At 72.1% G+C, this 21050-nt stretch carries 20 protein-coding genes; 8 read left to right on the top strand and 12 right to left on the bottom strand.

Annotated features, from left to right (window positions below; genetic code table 11):
• Position 1: 1 nt before the first annotated feature.
• From C8K30_RS16790 to C8K30_RS16775, 4 genes are all read right to left on the bottom strand, one after another.
• Positions 2 to 490, bottom strand: coding sequence for a MaoC family dehydratase (locus tag C8K30_RS16790; protein ID WP_108494062.1), 489 nt, complete (start codon positions 488 to 490; stop codon positions 2 to 4).
• Positions 491 to 574: 84 nt separating this feature from the next.
• Positions 575 to 1786 carry a thiolase family protein gene (locus C8K30_RS16785; RefSeq protein WP_108494061.1) on the bottom strand — a complete coding sequence of 404 codons (1212 nt, stop codon included), beginning with the start codon at positions 1784 to 1786 and terminating at the stop codon, positions 575 to 577.
• Complete coding sequence (locus C8K30_RS16780; RefSeq protein WP_108494060.1) at positions 1783 to 3429, bottom strand: AMP-binding protein; 1647 nt, start codon at positions 3427 to 3429, stop codon at positions 1783 to 1785. The genes C8K30_RS16785 and C8K30_RS16780 overlap by 4 nt, the downstream gene beginning before the upstream one ends.
• Before the next feature lie 148 nt (positions 3430 to 3577).
• Positions 3578 to 4435 carry a PaaX family transcriptional regulator C-terminal domain-containing protein gene (locus tag C8K30_RS16775; protein WP_158281036.1) on the bottom strand — a complete coding sequence of 286 codons (858 nt, stop codon included), beginning with the start codon at positions 4433 to 4435 and terminating at the stop codon, positions 3578 to 3580.
• 144 nt (positions 4436 to 4579) lie between these two features.
• On the opposite strand from C8K30_RS16775, the gene C8K30_RS16770 reads away from it, so the two are divergent.
• From C8K30_RS16770 to C8K30_RS16755, 5 genes are read left to right on the top strand one after another with little or no spacing between them, the layout of a single operon-like run.
• Positions 4580 to 5551: an ABC transporter substrate-binding protein gene (locus C8K30_RS16770; protein WP_108494058.1), complete on the top strand. Its 972-nt coding sequence runs from the start codon at positions 4580 to 4582 to the stop codon at positions 5549 to 5551.
• Positions 5548 to 6186, top strand: a complete 639-nt coding sequence (locus tag C8K30_RS16765; RefSeq protein ID WP_233257227.1) for an ABC transporter permease — start codon at positions 5548 to 5550, stop codon at positions 6184 to 6186. Before C8K30_RS16770 ends, C8K30_RS16765 begins: the two co-directional genes overlap by 4 nt.
• 17 nt (positions 6187 to 6203) lie before the next feature.
• The gene (locus tag C8K30_RS31300; protein ID WP_233257226.1) at positions 6204 to 6389 is read left to right on the top strand and encodes a hypothetical protein; all 186 of its coding nucleotides are present in this window, start codon (positions 6204 to 6206) and stop codon (positions 6387 to 6389) included.
• Positions 6386 to 7183 (top strand): ABC transporter permease, encoded by a 798-nt coding sequence (locus tag C8K30_RS16760; RefSeq protein WP_108494057.1) that lies wholly within the window; start codon positions 6386 to 6388, stop codon positions 7181 to 7183. Before C8K30_RS31300 ends, C8K30_RS16760 begins: the two co-directional genes overlap by 4 nt.
• Positions 7176 to 7988 carry an ABC transporter ATP-binding protein gene (locus C8K30_RS16755; RefSeq protein WP_108494056.1) on the top strand — a complete coding sequence of 271 codons (813 nt, stop codon included), beginning with the start codon at positions 7176 to 7178 and terminating at the stop codon, positions 7986 to 7988. The genes C8K30_RS16760 and C8K30_RS16755 overlap by 8 nt, the downstream gene beginning before the upstream one ends.
• A gap of 60 nt (positions 7989 to 8048) precedes the next feature.
• On the opposite strand, the gene C8K30_RS16750 is transcribed toward C8K30_RS16755, so the two are convergent.
• The 4 genes from C8K30_RS16750 to C8K30_RS16735 are packed head-to-tail and all read right to left on the bottom strand — an operon-like array spanning position 8049 to position 11324.
• Positions 8049 to 8579: a MarR family winged helix-turn-helix transcriptional regulator gene (locus C8K30_RS16750; protein ID WP_108494055.1), complete on the bottom strand. Its 531-nt coding sequence runs from the start codon at positions 8577 to 8579 to the stop codon at positions 8049 to 8051.
• A 10-nt stretch (positions 8580 to 8589) separates the two neighbouring features.
• Positions 8590 to 9396 carry a maleylpyruvate isomerase family mycothiol-dependent enzyme gene (locus tag C8K30_RS16745; protein WP_108494054.1) on the bottom strand — a complete coding sequence of 269 codons (807 nt, stop codon included), beginning with the start codon at positions 9394 to 9396 and terminating at the stop codon, positions 8590 to 8592.
• A gap of 3 nt (positions 9397 to 9399) precedes the next feature.
• Complete coding sequence (locus C8K30_RS16740; RefSeq protein ID WP_108494053.1) at positions 9400 to 10236, bottom strand: fumarylacetoacetate hydrolase family protein; 837 nt, start codon at positions 10234 to 10236, stop codon at positions 9400 to 9402.
• Positions 10233 to 11324: a cupin domain-containing protein gene (locus tag C8K30_RS16735; protein ID WP_108494052.1), complete on the bottom strand. Its 1092-nt coding sequence runs from the start codon at positions 11322 to 11324 to the stop codon at positions 10233 to 10235. The genes C8K30_RS16740 and C8K30_RS16735 overlap by 4 nt, the downstream gene beginning before the upstream one ends.
• A gap of 215 nt (positions 11325 to 11539) precedes the next feature.
• Here C8K30_RS16735 and C8K30_RS16730 point away from each other — a divergent pair, with 215 nt between their 5' ends.
• Complete coding sequence (locus C8K30_RS16730) at positions 11540 to 13003, top strand: alginate lyase family protein (RefSeq protein ID WP_199230538.1); 1464 nt, start codon at positions 11540 to 11542, stop codon at positions 13001 to 13003.
• 62 nt (positions 13004 to 13065) lie between these two features.
• On the top strand, positions 13066 to 13827 hold the full coding sequence (locus C8K30_RS16725) for an SDR family NAD(P)-dependent oxidoreductase (RefSeq protein ID WP_108494051.1): 762 nt from the start codon (positions 13066 to 13068) through the stop codon (positions 13825 to 13827).
• Here the strand turns inward: C8K30_RS16725 and C8K30_RS16720 are convergent.
• Genes C8K30_RS16720 through C8K30_RS16705 form a run of 4 tightly spaced genes read right to left on the bottom strand, consistent with a single transcriptional unit; the run spans position 13808 to position 19752 of the window.
• Positions 13808 to 16675, bottom strand: coding sequence for an alpha-L-rhamnosidase (locus C8K30_RS16720; RefSeq protein ID WP_108494050.1), 2868 nt, complete (start codon positions 16673 to 16675; stop codon positions 13808 to 13810). The two genes, C8K30_RS16725 and C8K30_RS16720, sit on opposite strands and share 20 nt — an antisense overlap.
• A 13-nt stretch (positions 16676 to 16688) precedes the next feature.
• Entirely contained in the window at positions 16689 to 17516 is an 828-nt protein-coding gene (locus tag C8K30_RS16715) for a carbohydrate ABC transporter permease (RefSeq protein ID WP_108494049.1), read from the bottom strand.
• A complete protein-coding gene (locus C8K30_RS16710) occupies positions 17513 to 18433 on the bottom strand; it encodes a carbohydrate ABC transporter permease (RefSeq protein WP_108494048.1) in 921 nt (306 codons plus the stop codon). Before C8K30_RS16710 ends, C8K30_RS16715 begins: the two co-directional genes overlap by 4 nt.
• Positions 18433 to 19752, bottom strand: coding sequence for an ABC transporter substrate-binding protein (locus tag C8K30_RS16705; protein ID WP_108494047.1), 1320 nt, complete (start codon positions 19750 to 19752; stop codon positions 18433 to 18435). The genes C8K30_RS16710 and C8K30_RS16705 overlap by 1 nt, the downstream gene beginning before the upstream one ends.
• 131 nt (positions 19753 to 19883) lie before the next feature.
• Here C8K30_RS16705 and C8K30_RS16700 point away from each other — a divergent pair, with 131 nt between their 5' ends.
• Positions 19884 to 20981 carry a LacI family DNA-binding transcriptional regulator gene (locus C8K30_RS16700; protein ID WP_108494046.1) on the top strand — a complete coding sequence of 366 codons (1098 nt, stop codon included), beginning with the start codon at positions 19884 to 19886 and terminating at the stop codon, positions 20979 to 20981.
• Positions 20982 to 21050: the final 69 nt, after the last annotated feature.

Below are 21050 nucleotides of genomic sequence, written 5' to 3'. Positions count from 1 at the left end.
CTCATCCGAGGAACCTCAGGACCATCACGGCGACGACGCCGGGCTTCGCCTGGCCCTCGACCTCGACGACGTTCTCGAACACCGTCTGGTACCCGCCGGGCACATCGGTGACCTCGCGGAGCGTGGACTGCACCCGGACCCGCGCGCCGACGGGCACCGGAGCCGGGAAGCGCAGGCGGTCCAGCCCGTAGTTGATGCCGGTCGCCACGCCCGTGACCTCGAAGATCTCGGCCATGAGCGGGACGAGGAGGCTCAGCGTGAAGTAGCCGTGCACGATGGTGCCGCCGAAGGGAGACCGCGCGGCGGCCTCGGCGTCGACGTGGATGGGGTTGTGGTCGGCGGTGAGGTCGGCGAAGTCGTTGACCTCCTCCTGGCTGACGGTGCGCCACGACGACGGGCCGAACACCGTCCCGACGTGCTGGGGCAGGTCGGCCAGGGCCACTCTCGTGGGGGCTGTCGCCGTCTCGGGCGGTGTGGGTACTGGGGTCATCGGCTCGCTCGCAATCGAGGTCGTTGGTTCGTGAGGAGGGTCGGGTGGGCTGAGGTTTTCGGAGCTGGGCAGAGTCGGGGCGGGCTATCCGTCGACGCGGACCACGACGGCCCCGGCGGAGTCGCCGGCCGCGCAGCCCGTGAACAGACCGGTGCCGCCGCCGCGCGCGTGCAGGGCGTGGACGAGCTCGGTGATCGCCCGGGCGCCGGTCGGTCCCTGCGGGTGGCCGTAGACCAGCGAGGACCCGTAGGGGTTCATCCGCTCGAGCGGGTAGCCCATCTGGTCCGAGAACCAGAGATCGTTCACCGAGAACGGGTTGTGCGTGGTGACCACATCGACGTCGGACATCTCGATCCCGGCGTCCGCCAGGGCCACGCGTGCGGCTTCGACAGGCGCCTTGGGCATGTATGCGGGCTCGGCGCGGCCGAACCCGGTGGCCAGGATCTGCGCGGTGACGCCGTCCTGCCCGAGCTCCCGGGCCCGGTCGCCCGTCGCGACGACGACGCCGGCGCAGCCGTCGGCCGGGTGGGTCTGCGACCCGTAGGTGACCACTCCCCCGGGCCTGACGGCTGACAGCTTGGCCAGCCCCTCGGCGGTGGTCGGGAAGACGCCGTGGTCCTCCTCGACCCAGTCGGCTCCGTCCTTACCGCCCCTCCCGCCCTTGGTACGCGGGAGGCGCACGGGCACCATGTACTGCCGCTGGACGGCGCGGTCGTCGGCGAGCGAACTCAGGTACTGCTCGTAGCGCATCAGCGTCACCTCGTCGACCTGCTCGCGCGTGTAGCCGCCGTCGACGGCGGTGTTCTCCGCTGTGTCGTTCATGCTCTGGCCGGTGGTCGGGTCGAGCTTCATGGGATCGAGCACCCAGTGCTCGGCCAGCGGGGCGCCGCCGGTGCTGCGCTGGCTGGAGTAGAGCATCAGCGGGCCGTTGCTGGTCCGGTCGGTGATGACGCCGATCGTCGTGGCGTGCGCGCCGAGCTCGACCTGGGTGGCCAGGTGCTCCACGACCACCGCCGACGTCGCGCAGGCCCGCGAGAGCCACGGTCCGCCGTACCGGCCCGCGCCCAGGCGCCGGGACACGAGGGTCACGCCGTAGAACCCGTACTGCTGGGGCACGGTGCAGCCGAGCGTCCACTCGGTGATCTCCTCGGGCGGCAGGCCGCGGGCCTCCAGCGCCCGGCCGGTGACGTCGACGGCCAGGTCGAGGCTGTTCACCTCCGCCAGGGGGCCCTGCCACTTGGCGAACGGCGAGGTCCAGCTCAGGCCGAAGGGGATGTACGCGTCGCGGAACCTCATGTGTGCTGACCTGTCTCTAGCTCGGGGACGTGGGTGCGCAGAGCGCGCATGTTGAGCTTTCCGCTCGGGCTGCGGTCCAGGGCGTCGACGAAGAACACCTTGCGCGGCTTCTTGTAGCCGGCGAGCCGCCGCCCGACCTCCTCCTGGACCTGCTCCACGGTGAGCGACGCGCCGGGAGCGGTGACGACGTACGCGGTGACTACCTCTCCCCACCGCGGGTCGGGCGTGCCGAAGACGACGGCGTCGGTCACACCGGGGATCGCTGTCAGGACCGTCTCGACCTCGCCGGTGAAGACCTTCTCCCCGCCGGTGTTGACCACCGCCGACCCGCGGCCGAGCAGCTCGACCAGCCCGTCGCCGAGGACCCGCACGTGGTCTCCCGGCATCACGTACCGGACGCCGTTGATCGTGGGGTACGCCTCGGCGGTCCGCACCGGGTCGTCGTCGTAGCCGAGCGGCATCTGCCCGCGGTAGGCCAGGACGCCGGTCGCTCCCGGGACGTCCTGGACCTCACGCATCTCGGCGTCGAACACGACGGTGCCGGGGGCCAGCCGCGGGTGGCACGGGATGTCCTGGGGTCCGCGGACCACCCCGTAGGCGAACGGCCCGCCCTCGCTCGAGCCGAAGATGTCGATCAGCGTCGCCCGGGGGGCGTGGCCGATGAGCCGCAGCTTGAGGTCGTCGGACCACGCCATGCCGGAGCTGAGCACGGTGGTCAGGCTGGTCACGGAAAGTCCGGCGCCCTCGGGCGAGTCGAGCGCGTCGACGAGCGGGCCGACGACGGCGTTGCCCGCCACGATCAGCCGCGTCACCCGCATCTCGTGGATGGTCCGGGCAGCGGCCAGCGGGTCGTGGCTCACCGACGGCAGGAAGATCACGCACCCGCCGAGGACCAGCGCGTTCATCACGTTGAACAGCGCAAGGGCGTGCATGAGGGGGGTCAGCGGCAGGGTCACGGTCGGCGGGAGGTCCGTGCGCGCGGCGATGCGCGTCACCTCGTCGAGGTCCTTGGGGACGACGACGGGCAGGGAACCGTAGATCGAGAAGAGCTGGCTGTCGAACAGATTCCCGTGCGTCCAGACGACGGCCTTGGGCGTACCCGTGGTGCCGCCGGTGAACATGAAGATCTGGTGGTCCGGGGACAGCGACCGCGGGGCGAGCGGCTCGGCGTCCAGCGCGGTGGCGAACGGCCGGCCGGGCGCGGTGGGGCCGTCGTCGTCGGGCACGGCGAGCACGAGGGCCGGCAGCGGGACGTGGGGGGCGGCGTCGCGCACGTGCCGCCCGAGGCTCGTCGGGTGCACGAGGGCCGCGGCGCGCGACGCGCGCAGCAGGTCGGCGAGCTCGCGGCCCTGGTAGCGGAAGTTGATGTTGACCGGGATCGCCCCGATCTTGTACGCCGCGTACACGGTGACGAGGTACTCGACGCGGTTGTACATGAAGATCGCGACGCGCGACCCCGCGCCGAGGCCCTCGGCGCGCAACGTGCCGGCGACCCGGGCCGCTGCGTCGTCCAGCTCGCGGTAGGTCATGCTGCGGCCGTCCGCGATGACGGCGGCCCGGTCGGGCACCGCGCGAGCCACGGACTCCCAGATGGTCGCGTAGTTCGCTCGGCTCAGATGGTTGTTCGGGGTCGGCTGGTCCACTGCTCACATCCTCGTGGGCGGGCCTCGGTCGACTCCCGAGCCTCAGGCGAGGTTCAGGCGGCCGACCGTCGGCGAGGCTTCGATCGTGCCCCACCGACCCGCACGACGTCAAGCAGTTTCGTGACGCCCGTCATGAGAAAGTCGAATGTCAGCCGGCCGACGACACCACCGACCGGCCCAGCAGGCCCGTGAGACCGGCCCGCGCCGCGCCGACGAACGCCCCGCGCAAACGCCGGAAAGTGGCCGCAGAGCGGCCGGACGGCCAGTCGGCCGAGAGGTGCTCGGCGGGCAGCCGCGGGTCGGCGCGCAGGAGCGCGAGCCAGTCGGCCCCCAGGGCCGTCATGTCCCGCAGCGGGTCGGACGAGCCCTCGACATCGGCCCAGGTCTCGAGGAACTCGCGGTGGTGGGCGGCGATCTCGTCGAGCCGCCAGGCCGAGCGGACCGCCCGCGTCGCCGAGAAGCCCTCGATCTCGTACGCGCGGAACGCGGACAGCTCGACGTCGGCGAGGTCGCCGTCGAGCGGGCGGAGCGCGGAAGCGACATCGACGTCGCCGGGGGCGATCCACAGTCCGTCGCGCAGCAGGCCGAAGCCCGCCCAGGTCAGGGCTGCCCGTACCCGGTGGCGCGCGTCCCGCTGGCTCTCGGGCACGGAGAACGTCACGAGGGTCCACCCCTTGCCGACGGGCGCGAAGGGCTCGTCCGCGAGCACGCGGCCCCGCGCCTCGCGGAGCACGGACTCGCCGGCCGGAGCGAGGCCGTAGGCCACCTCCCGGCCCGAGCGGACCTTCTCGAGCAGGCCCCGGCGGCTCATGCGGGCGAGAGTGGCGCGCGTCGCGGCGTCGCCGACGCCGAGCTCGGCGAGCAGCCCGATGAGCACCGCGGAGGGAACGCGCTCGACATCGGCGTCGAGCACGAACTCCCCGAGGAACGCGAGGAGCAGCTGCTCGGGGCGGCGCGACGCCCGGCCCGCCGCGACACGTTCCCCGCCGCCCTGAGGTGCTGACATGCCCTGGAGTATTCCAGAGGTGCTCCGGACAGGAGTGAAGAGCCGAGGCCGTTGACATGCATGACATGTTGGCTGCACTCTGTACGCGCAAGTGTCATGCATTTCTCGCAGCCTCACGATTCAACGACGAATTGGGGAACCCTCATGAGCCGACGACGTTCCGTCGTTCTGGCCGCCTGCACGGTCCTGCTGGGCCTGGGCCTGGCCGCCTGCGGCGCTGACGCCGCAGATCCCGGCGAGACCACCCAGGACGGCACCCGGGCAGTGACGATCGGCGCGCTGACCATCAGCGAGACCGCGCCGCTGTGGGCCGCCGTCGACGCCGGCGTGTTCGCCGAGCACGGGCTCGACGTGACCGTCCAGCCGATCCAGGGCGGCGCTCAGGCGATGCCCGCGCTGATCAACGGCGACGTCGACCTCATGATCGGGCAGCCGTTCGGCGCCCTGCGGGCGACCGAGCAGGGGCTGCCGGTCGCGATCGTGGCCGGGTACGCCGAGAGCTACCCCGACGGCGACGACATCAACGCCGTGGTCGCGGGCGCGGGTTCGGACATCGTCCGGCCGGCCGACCTCGCGGGCGCGAAGGTCGCGGTCAACTCCCTCGGCGCGGCGGGAGACCTCACCATCCGGGCCGCCGTCGAACAGGACGGCGGGGACCCCGCGGCCATCGAGTTCGTCGAGGTGGCCTTCCCCGACGCGGCGGCCCAGCTGGAGGCCGGGAACATCGACGCCGCGTGGGTCCCGGAGCCCTTCGTCTCCATGATCACCGGAGCGGGCGGCACCAAGGTCGTCTACCCCTATCAGGCGGTCATCCCCGGGCTGCCCACCCTCGTGGTCCAGACGACCACCCAGACCGTCGAGCAGGACCCCGAGCTGGTCGCCGACGTCCGGGCGGCGCTGGCCGACGCGTTCACCTGGGCCGAGGAGAACGACGACGCCGTCCGCCAGTCGCTCGTCGACAACCTCGAGATCCCCGCGGAGGCCGCGGCGAACCTGCCGCTGCCGCGCTTCACCACGGCGGTCGACGCGGCCACCATCGAGGCGCTGGCCGACCTGGGAGTCCAGTACGAATACTTCCAGGAAGCCCCGGACGTCGACGCGATCCTCGCCGAATGATGGCATCGCTGACCGGATCCATCGCCCGATCCCGCACCGCGGTGTCCCGGCCGGCGCGACGGGCGCCGGCGGGACGGCGGCGGGCGCTCGGCCTGGTGGGGATCGGCGGGTTCCTGCTCGCCTGGGAGGTCGTTGCCCTCTTGGAGGTGGTCAGCCGCACCTACCTGCCGACCGCCTCGACGACGCTCCTCCGGCTCGGCCGTGAGCTCACCACGCCGGACTTCTGGGTCACCCTGGGCGACACGGTCATCACGTGGTCGGCCGGGCTGGGGATCGCCGTCGTCGCCGCGATCGCGCTGGGGGCCGTCGTCGGGCTCGTACCGTTCCTCGAGCGGGCCACGCACAGCAGCGTGGAGTTCCTGCGGCCGATCCCCTCGGTAGCGATCATCCCGCTCGCCGTGCTCGTCGCCGGGCTGTCCCGGGAGGCCGCGCTCATGGTGGTCGTGTACGCGCCGTTCTGGCAGGTATTCGTCCAGGTGCTGCACGGCGTCGCCGACGTCGACCCGGTCGCCCGGGACACCGCCCGCAGCTACGGGCTCGGCCGGCTCGACCGGCTGCGCCACCTCGTGCTGCCGACGGCCCTGCCGTACGTGATCACCGGGTTCCGGCTCGCCGCGTCGGTGGCCTGGTCCTGACCATCACGGCCGAGCTGGTGATCGGCAACCCGGGCCTCGGACGGCAGATCGAGCTCTACCGGTCCGCCCCGGACGCGCCGGGCCTCTACGCGCTGGTGCTGGTCACGGGCGGGCTCGGCATCCTCGTCAACCTCGCGACCCGCAGGGTCGAGCGGCGTCTGCTGCACTGGCACCCCTCGGTGCGCAGGGAGGAGGCACGATGACGCGGACCCGGCTCCGGCCTGTAGCAGGGGCGCTGCGCGCCGTCGGGTACGCGGCCGGGCTGCCCGCGCTCGCGCTGCTGGCCTGGGCCCTGGCCACGGACCGGTCGGCCTCGATCTACTTCCCGCCGCCGGGGACCATCGCGAACGCCTTCGCCGCCACCTGGTTCGGCCCGGCGTTCACGACCGACGTGCTGCCGAGCCTGGGCCGGTTCGCGGTCGGCGTGCTGCTGTCGATAGTCATCGGAGTCGTCGCCGGCACCGCGATCGGCACGACCCGGTGGCTGCGGGACCTGCTGGAGCCGCTGTTCGAGTTCTTCCGCGCGGTCCCGCCCGTCGTGCTGGTACCTGTGCTCATGCTGATGCTCGGCGTCGGGGACTCGATGCGGATCGCCGTCATCGTCTCGGGCTGCGTGTGGCCCGTGCTGCTCAACACCGTCGAGGGGGTGCGCGGCGTCGACACGGTGCTCACCGAGACGTCCCGCTCCTACCGCGTCCGGGGTGCGCTGTCGCTGCGCTACGTGGTGCTGCCTGCCGCGAGCCCGCAGATCATGGCCGGCATCCGCCTGTGCCTGTCGATCGGGCTGATCCTCATGGTGATCTCGGAGATGTTCGCGTCGTCGTCGGGGCTCGGTTACCGGATCGTCTACTTCCAGCGCAGCTTCATGATCGCCCAGATGTGGAGCGGCATCGTGCTGCTCGGGCTCATCGGCGTCGCGGTGGCGACGCTCTACGGGATCGCCGAACGGCGCGTCCTGCACTGGTACCACGGCATGAGAGAGGTGGCACGTGGCTGACACGGGAACACTGTCCGTACGGGACCTCGGCAAGACCTACCCGGTGGGAACGGGCGAGGTCGAGGCGATCCGGTCCATCAGCTTCGACGTCCGGGCGGGCGAGCTGGTCTGCATCGTCGGCCCCTCGGGCTGCGGTAAGACGACGCTGCTCAAGTGCCTGTCGGGGCTGCTCAGCCCGACGACCGGGTCGGTGCTGCTCGACGGGCAGGCCGTGCTCGCGCCGCCCGAGAAGATGGCCGTCGTCTTCCAGGAGTACGGACGCAGCCTGTACCCGTGGCTCAGCGTGCGGGACAACGTGGGCCTGCCGCTCAAGGCGCGCGGGGTACCGCGCGACGAGCGGGAGCAGGCCGTCCGGGCGGCTCTCGAGGAGGTCGGGCTGGGCCAGGCCCTCGCGTCGTTCCCGTGGCAGCTGTCCGGTGGCATGCAGCAGCGGGTGGCGATCGCCCGGGCCATCGCGTACCAGCCGGAGGTGCTCGTCATGGACGAGCCGTTCGCGGCCGTCGACGCGCAGACCCGCGCCGACCTGGAGGACCTGGTCCGGCGCGTGTGGCAGGACCTGGGGGTCACCGTCATCTTCGTCACCCACGACATCGACGAGTCGGTGTACCTGGGCGAGCGGGTGCTGGTGCTGTCGAGCTCGCCGACGGTGGTCCAGGAGGACCTGGCCGTCGACCTGCCGGCCGCACGCGACCAGATCTCCACCCGCGCCCTGCCCCGGTTCACCGAGCTGCGCACGCACGTCCACGAGCAGATCCAGCACGCCAAACGCGGCGCCCGGACGCCGCTTCCCCGCCCAACCAGCTGACCACGCGGTTGCTGCCGGATCACCGGCCGGTACCGGTAGCAACCGCATGGTCAACGGGAGTCAGGTGGCGGGCGCGTGGTGGCCGTGGGTGTCCAGGATTCTGGTGAGGAGGCGGCGCAGGGTGGTCTGCTCCTGCTCCGTGAGGCCGGCGGTGAGCGAGGCGTCCACCTGGGCCGCGTGCGGCACGAGCCGGCGCAGCTCGGCGCCGCCCGCCTCGGTGAGCCGGACGAGGTTGCGGCGGCGGTCCGCGGCCGCCCTGGCCCGCTCGACCAGCCCCCTGGCCTCGAGCCGGGCGACCAGGCCCGCGACGGTCGAGCGGTCCAGGTCGAGCGCGTCGCACAGCTCACGCTGGCTGGCGCCGCCGGTCCGGTGCAGCACGTTGAGCACGCCGAACTGGACGTTGCTCAGCCCCTGCCCCGCCTCCTCGGCCCACACCGCCAGGTGCACCTGCTGAGCACGCCGGATGAGGAAGCCGACGTGCTCGGGCAGGTAGAGGGACTGCCGGCCGCCGACGTCGTCGGCCCGCTCGGGCCGGTCGGGCCCGTCGGGCCGGTCGGGCCGGGTCGCGGCGACCTCGCTTCGCTGAGTCATGTACCGATCATCACAGCCAGCGCGGCGGCTCGGGCACGGGCGCGCCATCGGACGTGACCAGGCCGCGTGACCCCCGGCCCGTCGCCCACCGCGTCAGGTCCGCCGCGGTCCCGCGCACCGTCACCGTCCCGTTGGGCACCGTCCCGTCCGGCACCGTCCCGTCCGGCACCGTCCAGTCCGGCGCCGTCCCGTCCGGCGCCAACGCGTAGGTGACCTCGCGGTCGACGGGTTCGAGCACGAGCGCCGGCAGGCCGTCCGGGCCCAGGCGGCGCCGCCACGCACCGACGACGTCGGCGAGCAGCGCGTCGAGCAGCTCGGGCGGGAAGTCGTCGAACGAGCCGCCGTTGTCGAGGTCGACGGCGTGCACCCACACCTCCCGCGTCCGCATCCAGACGGTCTCGGAGGCCGGCACGACGCGGCCGAGCGCCGTGCGCACCGGTGCGCGCCACGCCTCCTCGGGCAGGTCCCGCCACTCCACGTCCAGGTGCACAGCTGCATGGGCGCAGAGGTTGCGCAGCGCCCGGGCGGGGAGCGTCGCGGCGAACTCGATCTCCTCGTCGCGCTGGGTGGGCGAGGCGTACATCGGCGTCTCGACGCCCGTGGCCGCCCACTCGGTGAGCCGGGTGAGCGCACGGGCGTTCAGTCCGACGTGCGCGACGACGTGCCGACGCGTCCAGCCGGCCACCAGCGACGGCGCGTCCAGCCGGTCGTTGCGGAGCTCGTTGAGCTTGCGGGAGAAGTACGCCTGCCCACGGCGGGCGAGCAGCAGGCCCGCAAGGAGCCGCGGATCGGTGGCCTGGTCGGTGCGAGCCGGCATGGCTCAGCCCTCCTTGACGACGGCGTTGCGCAGGGTGCCGAGCCCGGTGACGGACGTGACCAGCTCCTGCCCGGGCGCGAGGTAGCGCGGGGGCTTCCGGGCGTGGCCGACGCCGCCCGGCGTCCCGGTGGCGATGACGTCGCCGGGGTGGAGCGTGACGATCTGCGAGATGTAGGCCACGAGCGCAGCGGGGCCGAAGACCATGTCGTCGATCGGTGTGCGCTGCACCGGTTCGCCGTCGACCTCCGTCACCAGCTCGCCCCCCGGCTCGACGGCGTCGAGCGTCGTCAGCCAGGGGCCGAACGGCGTCGTCGCCTCGAACGTCTTGCCCTGCAGCCACTGCGGGGTGCGGTACTGGAAGTCGCGCATCGTCACGTCGTTGAGCACGGCGTAGCCGGCGATGGCGTCCGCGGCCTCCGCCACGGTGAGCCGGCGCGCGGTCCGGCCGACGACGACGGCCACCTCGCCCTCCCAGTCGACGGCGTCCGCGGCGTGCGCCGGCAGGACGACGGGGTCGTACGGGCCGATCAGCGCCTCGGGGAACTTGGCGAAGAGCGTGGGGTGCTCGGGCAGCTCGCGCCCCATCTCCCGGATGTGGTTGCGGTAGTTGAGCCCGATGCAGACGATCTTGGCCGGGCGCAGCACCGGCTGCGCCCAGGCCTGCGGGTCGAGGCCGGCGAGGTCGTGCGCCGGGCCGTCAGCGGAACGTGCGACCGAGGCCCACTGCGGGTCCTGGAGCAGGCGGCCGACGTCGGCGTGGCCCGGTATCTCGACCGCGACCCGCTCATCGACGCGGACGGCGGCGGTGCTCTCGCCGAGACGGAGGGTGGCGAGCCTCATGCGAGGTCCTCGTTTCGCTGGCCGGGGCGGTAGGTGCGCGTGAAGTGCAGGCGGTCGACGATCGGGCCGTCGTTGAACCGGAACAGGTCGAACTGGCTGTCCGCGTGCAGCGACCACGGGACCCAGCTCGGCACGGCGAACAGGTCTCCGGTGTGCAGCCGGTGCTCTCTCTCGCCGAGCACGACGGTGCCCTCGCCCTCGAACACCTGCCACACCGAGGACCCGACCTCGTGCGTGACCGGCGTGGAGGCGCCGGCGCGGAGCCGGTGGAACTCGCAGCGCAGGGTCGGCATCACGTCGCCGCCGGTGGTCGGGTTGACGTAGCGGATGGCGGCATGACCCTGCCCGACGGTCGCCGGGTGCCCGGCGTCCTCCAGCGCGAGCTGCTCGGTCAGGGCCCGGTCGGTGTGCTCCCAGCGGTACGCGGCGAGCGGCGAGCTCGTGGTGTCCTCGAGGCCGCTGAGCGGGCGCAGGCCGGGATGGGCCCAGAGCCGCTCGGAGCGGGAGACGTCCGGGGACGCCTCGTCGGTGACGCGCTCCGAGCCGAACTCGAAGAAGCCGACGTCGGCGTAGTGCGAGAACGGCACGTCGAGGCCGTCGATCCACGCCATCGGCCGGTCGGTGTCGTTGTGGTGGCCGTGGAAGTTCCATCCCGGCGTGAGCAGGAGGTCGCCGCGGCGCATCGCGACGGGGTCGCCGTTGACGACCGTCCAGACGCCCTCGCCCTCGACGACGAACCGGAAGGCGTTCTGGCTGTGCCGGTGCTCGGGCGCGGTCTCGAACCCGCCGAGGTACTGGATCGCGCACCAGAGGGTCGGCGTCGCGTAGGCCGTGCCGGGGAGCCCGGGGTTGGCCAGGCCGATCGCCCGCCGCTCGCCCCCGCGCCCCACGGGCACGAGCTCGCCCGACCGCTCGGCGAGACCGAACAGCGTGGACCACTCCCACACGTGCGGCACCGCCTTCGGCGAAGGCGTGAAGGGCATGAGGTCGTCGCGCTGGGTCCACAACGGGGACAGGTTGTGGGTGTCGAAGTCGGCGTAGAGCTGCTTGAGCTCCGCGGTGTCCGCCGTGCCGTCCATCTCCTGCATGGTCGCTCCTCCTGGTGGCGTCGTCGCCATTCGTTGGCATGCCAACGATAGGGTCATACGCGCGCCAAGTCCACCGCCCCCGACAGGCCGGGGCGCGGCCGGCGCGGCCGTCGTCGGCGCCCGGTCACCCATCAGGCGGACGAACCCCCCGGGTGAATTGTCCTGATAACGTTCTCCCGAAATCGAGCCCCCAGCCTCGACCGAACGGATCCAACATGCCCCAGAAGGACACGACCGGTCCGCGACCGGGCCACGCCCGCGAACCGCTCTCGTCGCCACGCAAGGTCACCCGCCGGGCGATCCTCGCCGGCACTGCCGTCGCCGTCCCGTTCGCCGCCTGGTACGCGTGGGCGGCGCGACCGGACGGGACCGGGACGCTCGCGGGAGCGGACGGCTCGGCCGTCCCGGCCGGCCACCCTGTACCGGGCAGGTCCCCGAGCGCCTCGGCGTCCGCGTCGCCGTCGGCCTCGGTGTCGGCCTCCCCATCGCCGTCGGCCTCCCCGTCGGCCGCTCCCTCGCCGTCCGCCTCGCCGTCAGCGACACCCTCGCCGACGCCGGAGCCCGTGGACCCGACCCGGCCCGGCCTGCTGCACTCCGCGTCCGACCTCGAGCGCACAGCCGGCCGGGTCGCCGCCGGCGCCCAGCCCTGGGCATCGGGCTGGGACCGGCTGGCCGCCAACGGCCGGTCCCACGCCGACTGGTCGCCCCGCCCCCTGCAGGACGTGATCCGCGGCGGCGTCGGCGACAACGTCGCCCAGATGTACATCGACATCCACGCCGCCTACCAGAACGCCCTGCGCTGGCGCCTCACCGGCGAGAAGGCGCACGGCGACACCGCCGTGGCCATCCTCAACGCCTGGTCGGGCACCCTGCGCTCCCTGGGCGGCAACGCCGACCGCTACCTCGCCTCCGGGATCTACGGCTACCAGTGGGCGAACGCGGGCGAGCTCGTGCGCGACCACCCGGACTTCGACCTGGCGCGCTTCCAGAAGATGCTGCTCGGGATCTTCTACCCGATGAACGAGGAGTTCCTGACCTACCACAACAACGCGGTGATCATGAACTACTGGGCCAACTGGGACCTGTGCAACATGTGCTCGATCCTGGCCATCGGCGCCTTCACCGACCGCAAGGACCTGGTGAACCGGGCCATCGACTACTTCAGGAACGGCGAGGGCAACGGGTCCATCAAGAACGCCGTTCCCGTCGTCTACCAGCGCGAGGGCCTCGCTCAGTGGCAGGAGGCCGGCCGCGACCAGGGGCACACCGTCATGGGCATCGGCCTCATGGCGACCTTCTGCGAGATGGCCTGGCACCAGGGCGTCGACTGCTACGGCTACGACAACAACCGGTTCCTCAAGGCCGCCGAGTACGTCGCCAAGTACAACCTCGGCTACGACGTCCCGTTCACGGAGTACGCGTGGCAGTCCGGCCCCAACACCAACGCCGCGCACGTCGGATGGGGCACGCAGACGGTCGTCAGCGCCGCCGGACGAGGCCACGTCCGGCCCGTGTGGGACCTCGTGCTCGGCCACTACGCCGGGCGCAAGGGCCTCTCGGCGCCCTGGACCCGGCGGATGGCCGCGAGCATCCGGGCCGACGGCGGGGGCGGGGACTACGGCAACGGCGGCGGCTTCGACCAGCTCGGCTTCACCACGCTGATGCACGCCGCCGGGTAGGTCGCCGACAGCCGGTGGGCCGGGCCGCGCGGTCCGGCCCACCGATGCCCGATACTTCTACGATGACGCGTGAACTCGCCCTGGACGGTCGCACGGCCGTCGTCACCGGCTCCGCCAGGGGTATCGGCGCCGCCACCGCGCTTCGGCTCGCGGAGGAGGGTGCCGGCGTCTTCCTCGTAGACCTCTCGCCCACCGTGCTCGACGTCCGGGACGAGCTGCGCGCCGCCGGGCACCGGGCCGCGGCGTCGGTCATGGACGTCTCCGACGAGTCCGCCTGGGCCGACGCCGTCGTCGCCTGCCGCGCCGAGGTCGGCCACCCCGCGATCCTGGTGAACAACGCGTACGCGACCAGCATCGCGTCGCTCGAGGACACACCGCTGTCCAGCTGGGAGCTTCAGCTGCGGGTCACCCTCACGGGCGCGTTCCTCGGCACGCGGGCACTGCTGCCCGACCTGACGGCGTCGCGGCATGGCTCGGTGGTCATGGTGTCGTCGGTGCACGCGCGCTTCGGGCTGCCGGGCCGCGCCGCGTACGCCTCGGCCAAGGCGGGGATGACCGGGCTGGCCCGCCAGCTCGCCGCCGAGTACGCGCCCGCCGTCCGGGTCAACAGCGTGCTGCCCGGCCCCGTGCTCACGCCGCACTGGGACGGCGTCGGCGAGGCGGAGCGGGCGAGCGCCGCCGCGGCGACGGCCCTCGGACGCCTGGGTGAGGCGTCCGAGGTCGCCGACGCGATCGCCTACCTCTGCTCGGACCGCGCGTCGTTCATCACGGGCGTCGAGCTCAATGTCGACGGCGGCTGGAGCATCACCAAGGACTCGGTGTGACGGAGGCCGGCCGCCTGCGGGAGTTGAGCTCGTCGAGCGCCGCCCGCAGGCGGTCCGGCGCGCCGGACGGCAGCCGCACCAGCTCGTCCTGAAGGGTGCGCTGGTCGGTCCACTCCTTGAGCGAGCGCAGGCTGGTGCCCGACTCCGGGCCGAGAGCGTCGAAGGCGTCCAGCACCGCCGCGTACGCCTCCGGGTCGTCGGCGATCTCGCCGAGCGTCGAGCCCAGCGTGACCGGCCGCGGCTCGGCCCGCACCCGGGGGTCGGGGACGGTCCACTCGTGCCGTCCGGAGCCCACCTCGGTCTCGTCGCCGGACGCCGCGCCGGGCAGCACCACCACCGCGGTGGTGTTCGGGGGCACCATCGCCCGCACCACGAGCCGCCCGTCCCGGGCCGCCCAGCCGGCCTCGGCGATCCCGTACGGGGTCTCGTGCCGGGTCGAGGCCCGGTCCAGGCCCGCGATCGGCACGGGCGCGATCCGCAGCCGCCGGTAACCGGGCGCGTCCGGGGCGAGCCCGGCCACGGTGCGGTGCAGCCAGTCCGCGACGGCGCCGAAGGCGTAGTGGTTGAACGACGTCATCTCGCCGGGGTTGATGCTCCCGTCGGGCAGCATGCTGTCCCACCGCTCCCAGACCGTGGTCGCGCCCATCGTCACGGCGTACAGCCAGGACGGCACGCCGGTCTGGAGCAGCAGGCGGGCGGCGACGTCGGCATGGCCCGTGACGGTGAGGGCGTCCTGGATGATCGGCGTACCCACGAACCCGGTGCCGATGCGGTAGCCCGCGCGGCGCACCAGCCAGGCGAGCCGGTCGCCCATCACCTGGCGCGTCGCCCCGTCCACGAGGTCGAACCGGATGGCCAGCGCGTAGGCGGTCTGCGCGTCGGAGACGACCCGCCCCGCCGGGGTCGTGTACTCCCGCACCCAGGCCTGCCGGGCCCGCTCGGCGAGGTCGCCGTACCGGCCGGCGGCCGCGTCGTCGCCCAGCTCCCGCGCCGCGGCGGTGACCAGCTGCAGCGAGCGCACCAGGTGGGCGCTCGCCACGATGTCCGGGTCCGCCTTCGCGCCCGCGGGGTCGTCCGGCGGCGCGTCCGGGTCGAGCCAGTCCCCGAACTGGAACATGCCCTCCCACAGCAGGCGGTCCCCTGCGATACCCAGCAGGACGTCGGCCCAGGCCCGCATGCTCGCGTACTGCTCCGCGAGCGCCCGCCGGTCGGCGAACCGTTCGAGCAGCGTCGAGGGCACGACGGTCGCCGCGTCGCCCCACGCGGCGGCCGGCGCCGACCCGAAGGACAGCACGAACGGCACCACGATGGGGCAGACGCCGCCGCGGTCGGCCTGCTCGACGGCGACGTCGCGCAGCCACGACGCGAGGAAGGCGTCGCTGTCGAAGAGGTAGCTCGCCGTCGGGCCGAAGACCTGGATGTCGCCCGTCCACCCGAGGCGCTCGTCGCGCTGCGGGCAGTCGGTCGGCAGGGAGACGAAGTTGCCGCGCATCCCCCAGACCACGTTCTCGTGCAGCCGGTTGACCCGCTCGTCCGAGCTGTCGAACCAGCCGGTGCGGCGCATGTCGCTGCTGACGACGACGACGGTGATCGCCGCCCTGGCCGTCTCCACGTCGAGCTCGCCGGGCCAGCCGTCCAGCTCCGCGTACCGGAACCCGTGGAAGGTGAACTCGGGCTCGAACACGTCCGCGCCGCCGGAGAGCACGAGGTGGTCGGTGGCCGCGGCGGCCCGCAGCGGGCGGACGCCGAGCTCCCCGTCCTCGAGCACCTCGGCGTGGCGGAGCGTGATGACCTGCCCCCGCTCCCCCATGACCTGCACCCGGAGCCGGCCGACGAGGTTCTGACCGAAGTCCAGCACGGTCCGGCCGGACGGCGTGGTGATGACCTCCCGCACGGGCAGCTCGTCGACCCGCCGCACGGGTTCGGCGATGGCGGGCTCGGGCACGACGTCGGACGCGTCCACCCGCACCGCCGGCCAGGCCGAGTCGTCGAACCCGGGCAGGCTCCAGCCGGGTACGGCACGGCCGGCGTCGATCCGCTCGCCCGCGTAGATGCCGCTGGTCACCACCGGTCCGGTCGCGGCCCCGCGCCAGTCCGGCCCGGTCGTCAGGACGCGGGTGGTCCCGTCGGCGAGCTCGACGTGCAGCTGCACCGCGGCGGCGGGCTGGTCGCCGTAGAACGTCCGGGCGGCACCGTGGAAGCCGTACTGCTCGGTCCACCACCCGCCGGCCAGGCGGACGCCGACGGCGTTGGCCCCGGACCGGAGCAGCGCGGTCACGTCGGTGGCCTCGTGCACGAGGCGGTGCTGGTAGGCCGTCCAGCCTGGTTTGAGCACGGCGTCGTCGACGTCCTGCCCGTTGATCTCCACCTGGTAGACGCCGTGGGCGGACGCGTAGAGGGTCGCGCGGGTCACCTCGCCGTCCAGGTCGAGCTCGGCGCGGAGCAGGCCGGGCGTGGCGGGCTCGGCCGGGTCGGTGAGCCCGACGAACGACGCCGCCCACTCGCCGTCGGCCAGGAAGGTGCTGCGCACCGTTACCGGCTCGCTCCACGGTGAGATCTCGCCGTCGGTGCCGGTGACGCGCACCTCCAGGGTGTGCCGGGCGTGCGGCGCCAGGGCGTCGAACGGCCAGGGCACGAACCGGGACTCGTCCGTGTCCAGGCGTCGCACCTGGTCACCGTCGAGCCGCACCTCGGCGCCGGCCTGCCACCAGCCGGGCACGGCGGACTCGACGGTCCAGCTCAGCCGCGGGGTGGGGTTGTCGGCGAAGGCGCCGTCGGTGCGGCGCTCGACGCGCACGCGGCTGACGGAGGTCGCGGCGCCGTCGGTGGGCAAAGGGGTGTTGTTCATCAATGAACCTCTCTCAGCCTTTGACCGCGCCGGACGTCATGCCGGCCACGATCTGGCGGTTGAAGAAGATGTACATGACCAGCGGCGGGACCGTGATCAGCAGGATGTCCATGAACAGCAGGTTGAACTGGCTGACCATCTGGCTCGTGAAGTTGTAGAGCGTGAGCTGGACGGTCGCGTTCTCGTCGCCGGGCAGGAAGTACAGCGGGTTGGTGAAGTCGTTGAACACGTTGACGGCCTGCACCACGACGATCGTGATGATCACGGGCCGCAGCAGCGGCAGGATGACGGTGAAGAACAGGCGCAGCGGTCCGGCGCCGTCGATGATCGCCGCCTCGTCGAGCTCCCGCGGGATCGTCGCGACGAACGCGCGGAACAGCAGGATGCAGAACGAGAGCCCGAACGTCGCCTCGATGAGGATCAGGCCGGGCATGGTCTTGAACAGCCCGATGCTCTGCAGCACCCACACGGTCGGGACCACGGCCGGCGGAACAATCAGCCCCGCCAGCACGAAGAAGTTCACCACCCCGTTGATCCGCGACTGCCGCCGCTGCAGGAGGTAGCCCACCATCGCCGCGAGGATCACCATGATCACGACGCTCACGACGGTGAGGACCGTGCTGTTGACGAAGGCCCGCACCACTATGCCGTCGCGCGTGGCGAGCACCTCGGTCAGGTTCTCGGCGAACGCCCAGGTGGTGGGCCAGGAGAACTCGAGGCGGGAGGCCTCCGACGCGTCCTTGGACGCCGTGAAGAAGATGAACACGAACGGCACGAGGAACACGACCACCGACACGAGGATGGCCACGATGCCGACGGCCCAGGAACCGTTGCGCCTCATAGCTCGACCGCCTTCCGGTTCAGCAGGATCGAGATCGGCACCATGATTCCCGTGACCACCAGGAACAGGATCACGTTGCCCGCGGTGGACAGCCCGTAGAAGCCGGCCTGGTACTGCTTGTAGATGACCGAGCCGATGACGTCGCTGGTGAACCCCGGCCCGCCGCCCGTGGTCGCCCAGATCAGGTCGAACGACCGCAGCCCGCCGATCAGGGACAGGATGATGACGGTCGCCGTTGCGGGCTGGACCAGGGGCAGCGTGATGGAGCGGAACTGCTGCCAGCGGCCCGCGCCGTCCACGCGTGCGGCCTCGAAGTACTCCTGCGGGATGGCGACGATGCCGGCGATGTAGATGAGCGTCGCGATGCCGAGCCCCTTCCAGACGTCGACGGCGGCGATCGTCAGGAGCGCCATGTTCGGGTCGGTGAACCACCCGGGGCCGTCGATCCCGAACGCGGCGAGCATCGTGTTGACCACGCCGTCGAACGGGTCGAGCAGGGCCGTGAAGGTGATGCCGACGCCGATCGTGGACACGAGCACCGGGAAGAACACCACCGACCGCAGGTAGCCGCGGCCGATGAGCTGCGACGTGAGCAGCACGGCGAGCGCCAGCCCGAGCACCACCTTGGCGCCCGACGTCACGAACCCGTAGACCAGCGTGTTGGTGAACCCGCGCGAGAGCTGCGGCTCCGAGAAGAACTGGACGTAGTTCTCCAGGCCGATGAACTCGACGTCGAACAGCGTCCAGCGCGTGAGGCTGAAGTAGAACGACGCGAACGTGGGGATCGCGAAGAAGATCAGGTAGAGCACGCCGGCCGGCAGGTAGAACCACGACGGGTAGGTGGCGCGCTGGGTCAGGGAGGTGCGGGCCGCCGTCCGGCGGCGTCTGGCGGCCCGCACCTCGGTTGCGGCTGACATCACCAGCCCTCGAGGCCCAGCTGCTTGGCCTGCTTCTCGACGTCCTGGTCGTAGAAGGCGGCGGCGTCCTCGGCGCTGCGGATCTGGGAGCCCACCTCGACGGTCGCCTGCTCCAGGTTCGGCCCCTTGACGGGCGAGATGAACTCCAGGGCGTTGGCGGTCTTGCCGGCGTCGAAGTAGGCCTGGATGTCGTCGAGCAGCGGCGGCGCCGAGTCCAGCACCTCGCACGTGCCCGCGTACGGTCCGGCGGGCGGGAGCAGCTCGTTCTGGATGTCGCACCCGGCTTCGCTGTTGACGAACGCGACGAACTCCTTGGCCGCCTCGAGCTCGGCGCCCTCGGTCGACTTGGGGATGTAGACCGCGTTCGGCTGCCAGATCGTCGCCTGGGTGTTCTCCGCGTCCGTGGCGGGGAGCGCGAAGAAGCCGATGTCGTCCACGGCGTCGGGCGTGTTCTGCAGGATCGTCTGGATCACGTTCGACAGCATCGGGTAGTGGACGCCCTCACCCTCGGCGACCATCCGGGCGCCGTCCGGGAACGTCGCGGACGGGAAGTCCTCGTTGAAGAAGCCCGCCTCGGCCACCTCCTGCTGGTGCTGGAACCCCAGGAGCGCGGGTTCGTCGGCGTAGAACCGCTGGTGCGCCGTGTACTGCTCGGCCCATTCGGGGTCGACGGCGGTCACGTTGGCGAAGTCGCCCAGCACGAAGAGCTGGCTCGTCCACGTCTCGCCGTAGGTCTGGATGACCGGCGCGACGCCGTCACCCTCCGCCGCGATCCTCTCGTTGTTCGCCATGAAGTCGTCCCAGGTCTCCGGGACCGTGAGCCCGAGCTCCTCGTAGAGCGGCTTGTTGTAGACGATGCCGCCGGCGAAGGACGCGCCCAGCGGTGCGCCGTAGGTCCCGTTGTCGGTGCTCACGACGGGGACGAACTCCTCGGTGAGCGAGCCGACCCACTCCTCGTCGCTCAGGTTCACCAGCGTCGAGTCCGGGTTGAGCGCCTGCAGCAGGGAGCCGGAGTTGTAGAAGAAGACGTCGGCCATCTCCCCCGTGGACAGCCGGGTCTTGATCAGGTTGTCACCCTCGGCGCCGCCCGGCCGGATCTCGACCGAGACCGAGACGTCGGGGTGCTCGGCCTCGAAGGCCTCGACCAGGGCGTCGGCGACCTCGGGGTTCGGCGCGTCGTTGGTCGTGAGAAAGGTGATCTCGGTGGTGCCGGTGTCTCCACCGGACGACGAGCAGCCGGCGAGGACGAGCAGCGGGACCGCTGCCGCGGCGACCACCACACGATGACGAGTGCTGCGTGCACGAAATGCGTGGGACATCTCTCTACCTCCTTGTAGAGCGAAAGGATCGTAGAGCGATCTACACTCCGTCGAATGAATCCTTTCAGCGGGACCACGCTAGCGAGGGCCCTGTAGGGTGTCAACCGATCTACAGAATCGGGAACAGAGTCGTGACCTCAGCAGAACCCAGGCGGGACGACGCCCGGTCGCCGGCTCCGACGCCGCCGCCGAGCGCCGATCCCGGCCCCCGGCCCTCGACGATCCAGGACGTCGCCCGCGAGGCCGGCGTCTCGCGCGCGGCCGTGTCCAAGGTGATCCGCAACGCGTACGGCGTCAGCGACCGGATGCGCACCCAGGTCGAGGCCGCGATCGAGCGCCTCCAGTACCGGCCCCGGGTGGCCGCCCGGGCGATGCGGGGGGCGAGCTTCACGCTCGGGTTCGAGATCCCCCAGGTGGGCAATGACTTCCTGACGATGATCGTCGACGGCGCGACGGAGGTGCTCGCCGGCACCCCGTACCAGATGATCATCGCCCCGCTCGGCCGGGACCAGAAGAGCGACATGGCGATAAACAGCCTCGCGGACCGCCAGGTCGACGGCATCGTGGCCATCTCGCCGCGCGTCGACCCCGCCTGGCTCGAACGGATCGCCGAGCACACTCCCCTGGTGATGATCGGCAGGCACGACAGGTCGGACCGCTACGACACGATCACCGGCGACGACCGGTCCGGCGCCGAGCAGGTCATGTCGCACCTCATCGAGCTCGGCCACCGGCGGATCACCCACCTGACCATCCACCCGTCCCGGCCGGAGCCGCCCTGGGCGGGCCAGGCCGGCGACGAGCCGCACGTCATCCGTAACGCCGTCTACCGCGAGCACATGCAGGCGCTCGGCGTCGAGCCGTCGGTGATCCACACGCTGTTCGACGGTTCGGAGGCCCACGCGGCGACCCGCGCGCTCCTCGACTCCCCCGACCGCCCGACGGCGATCTTCGCGGGCAACGACACCCTCGCGATCGGCGTGCTGAGCGCCGTCGCGGAGGCCGGTCTCGACGCGAGCGACGTGTCGGTGGTGGGCTACGACGACGTCCCGATCGCCCGGCACCCGCTCGTCTCGCTAACCAGCGTCGACCAGAGCGGCATCGTCATGGGGCGCGAGGCGGTACGGCTCCTGCTCGAACGGCTGGCGGGCCGGACCGAGGCCGTGCAGTCCCAGATCGCCGCCGAGCTCCGCGAGCGCCGGTCGAGCGCGGCGCCGCGCCGACCCTGAGCGGTGAGGCGGCGTTCGCGTCCGACGACGGCCGGCGGACTTACGCTGAGACGAGGGCCATCGACGGGA

The organism is Promicromonospora sp. AC04 (assembly GCF_003058225.1).
Classification (GTDB): Bacteria; Actinomycetota; Actinomycetes; order Actinomycetales; family Cellulomonadaceae; genus Promicromonospora.
This window is presented reverse-complemented; position numbering and strand designations above follow the sequence as displayed.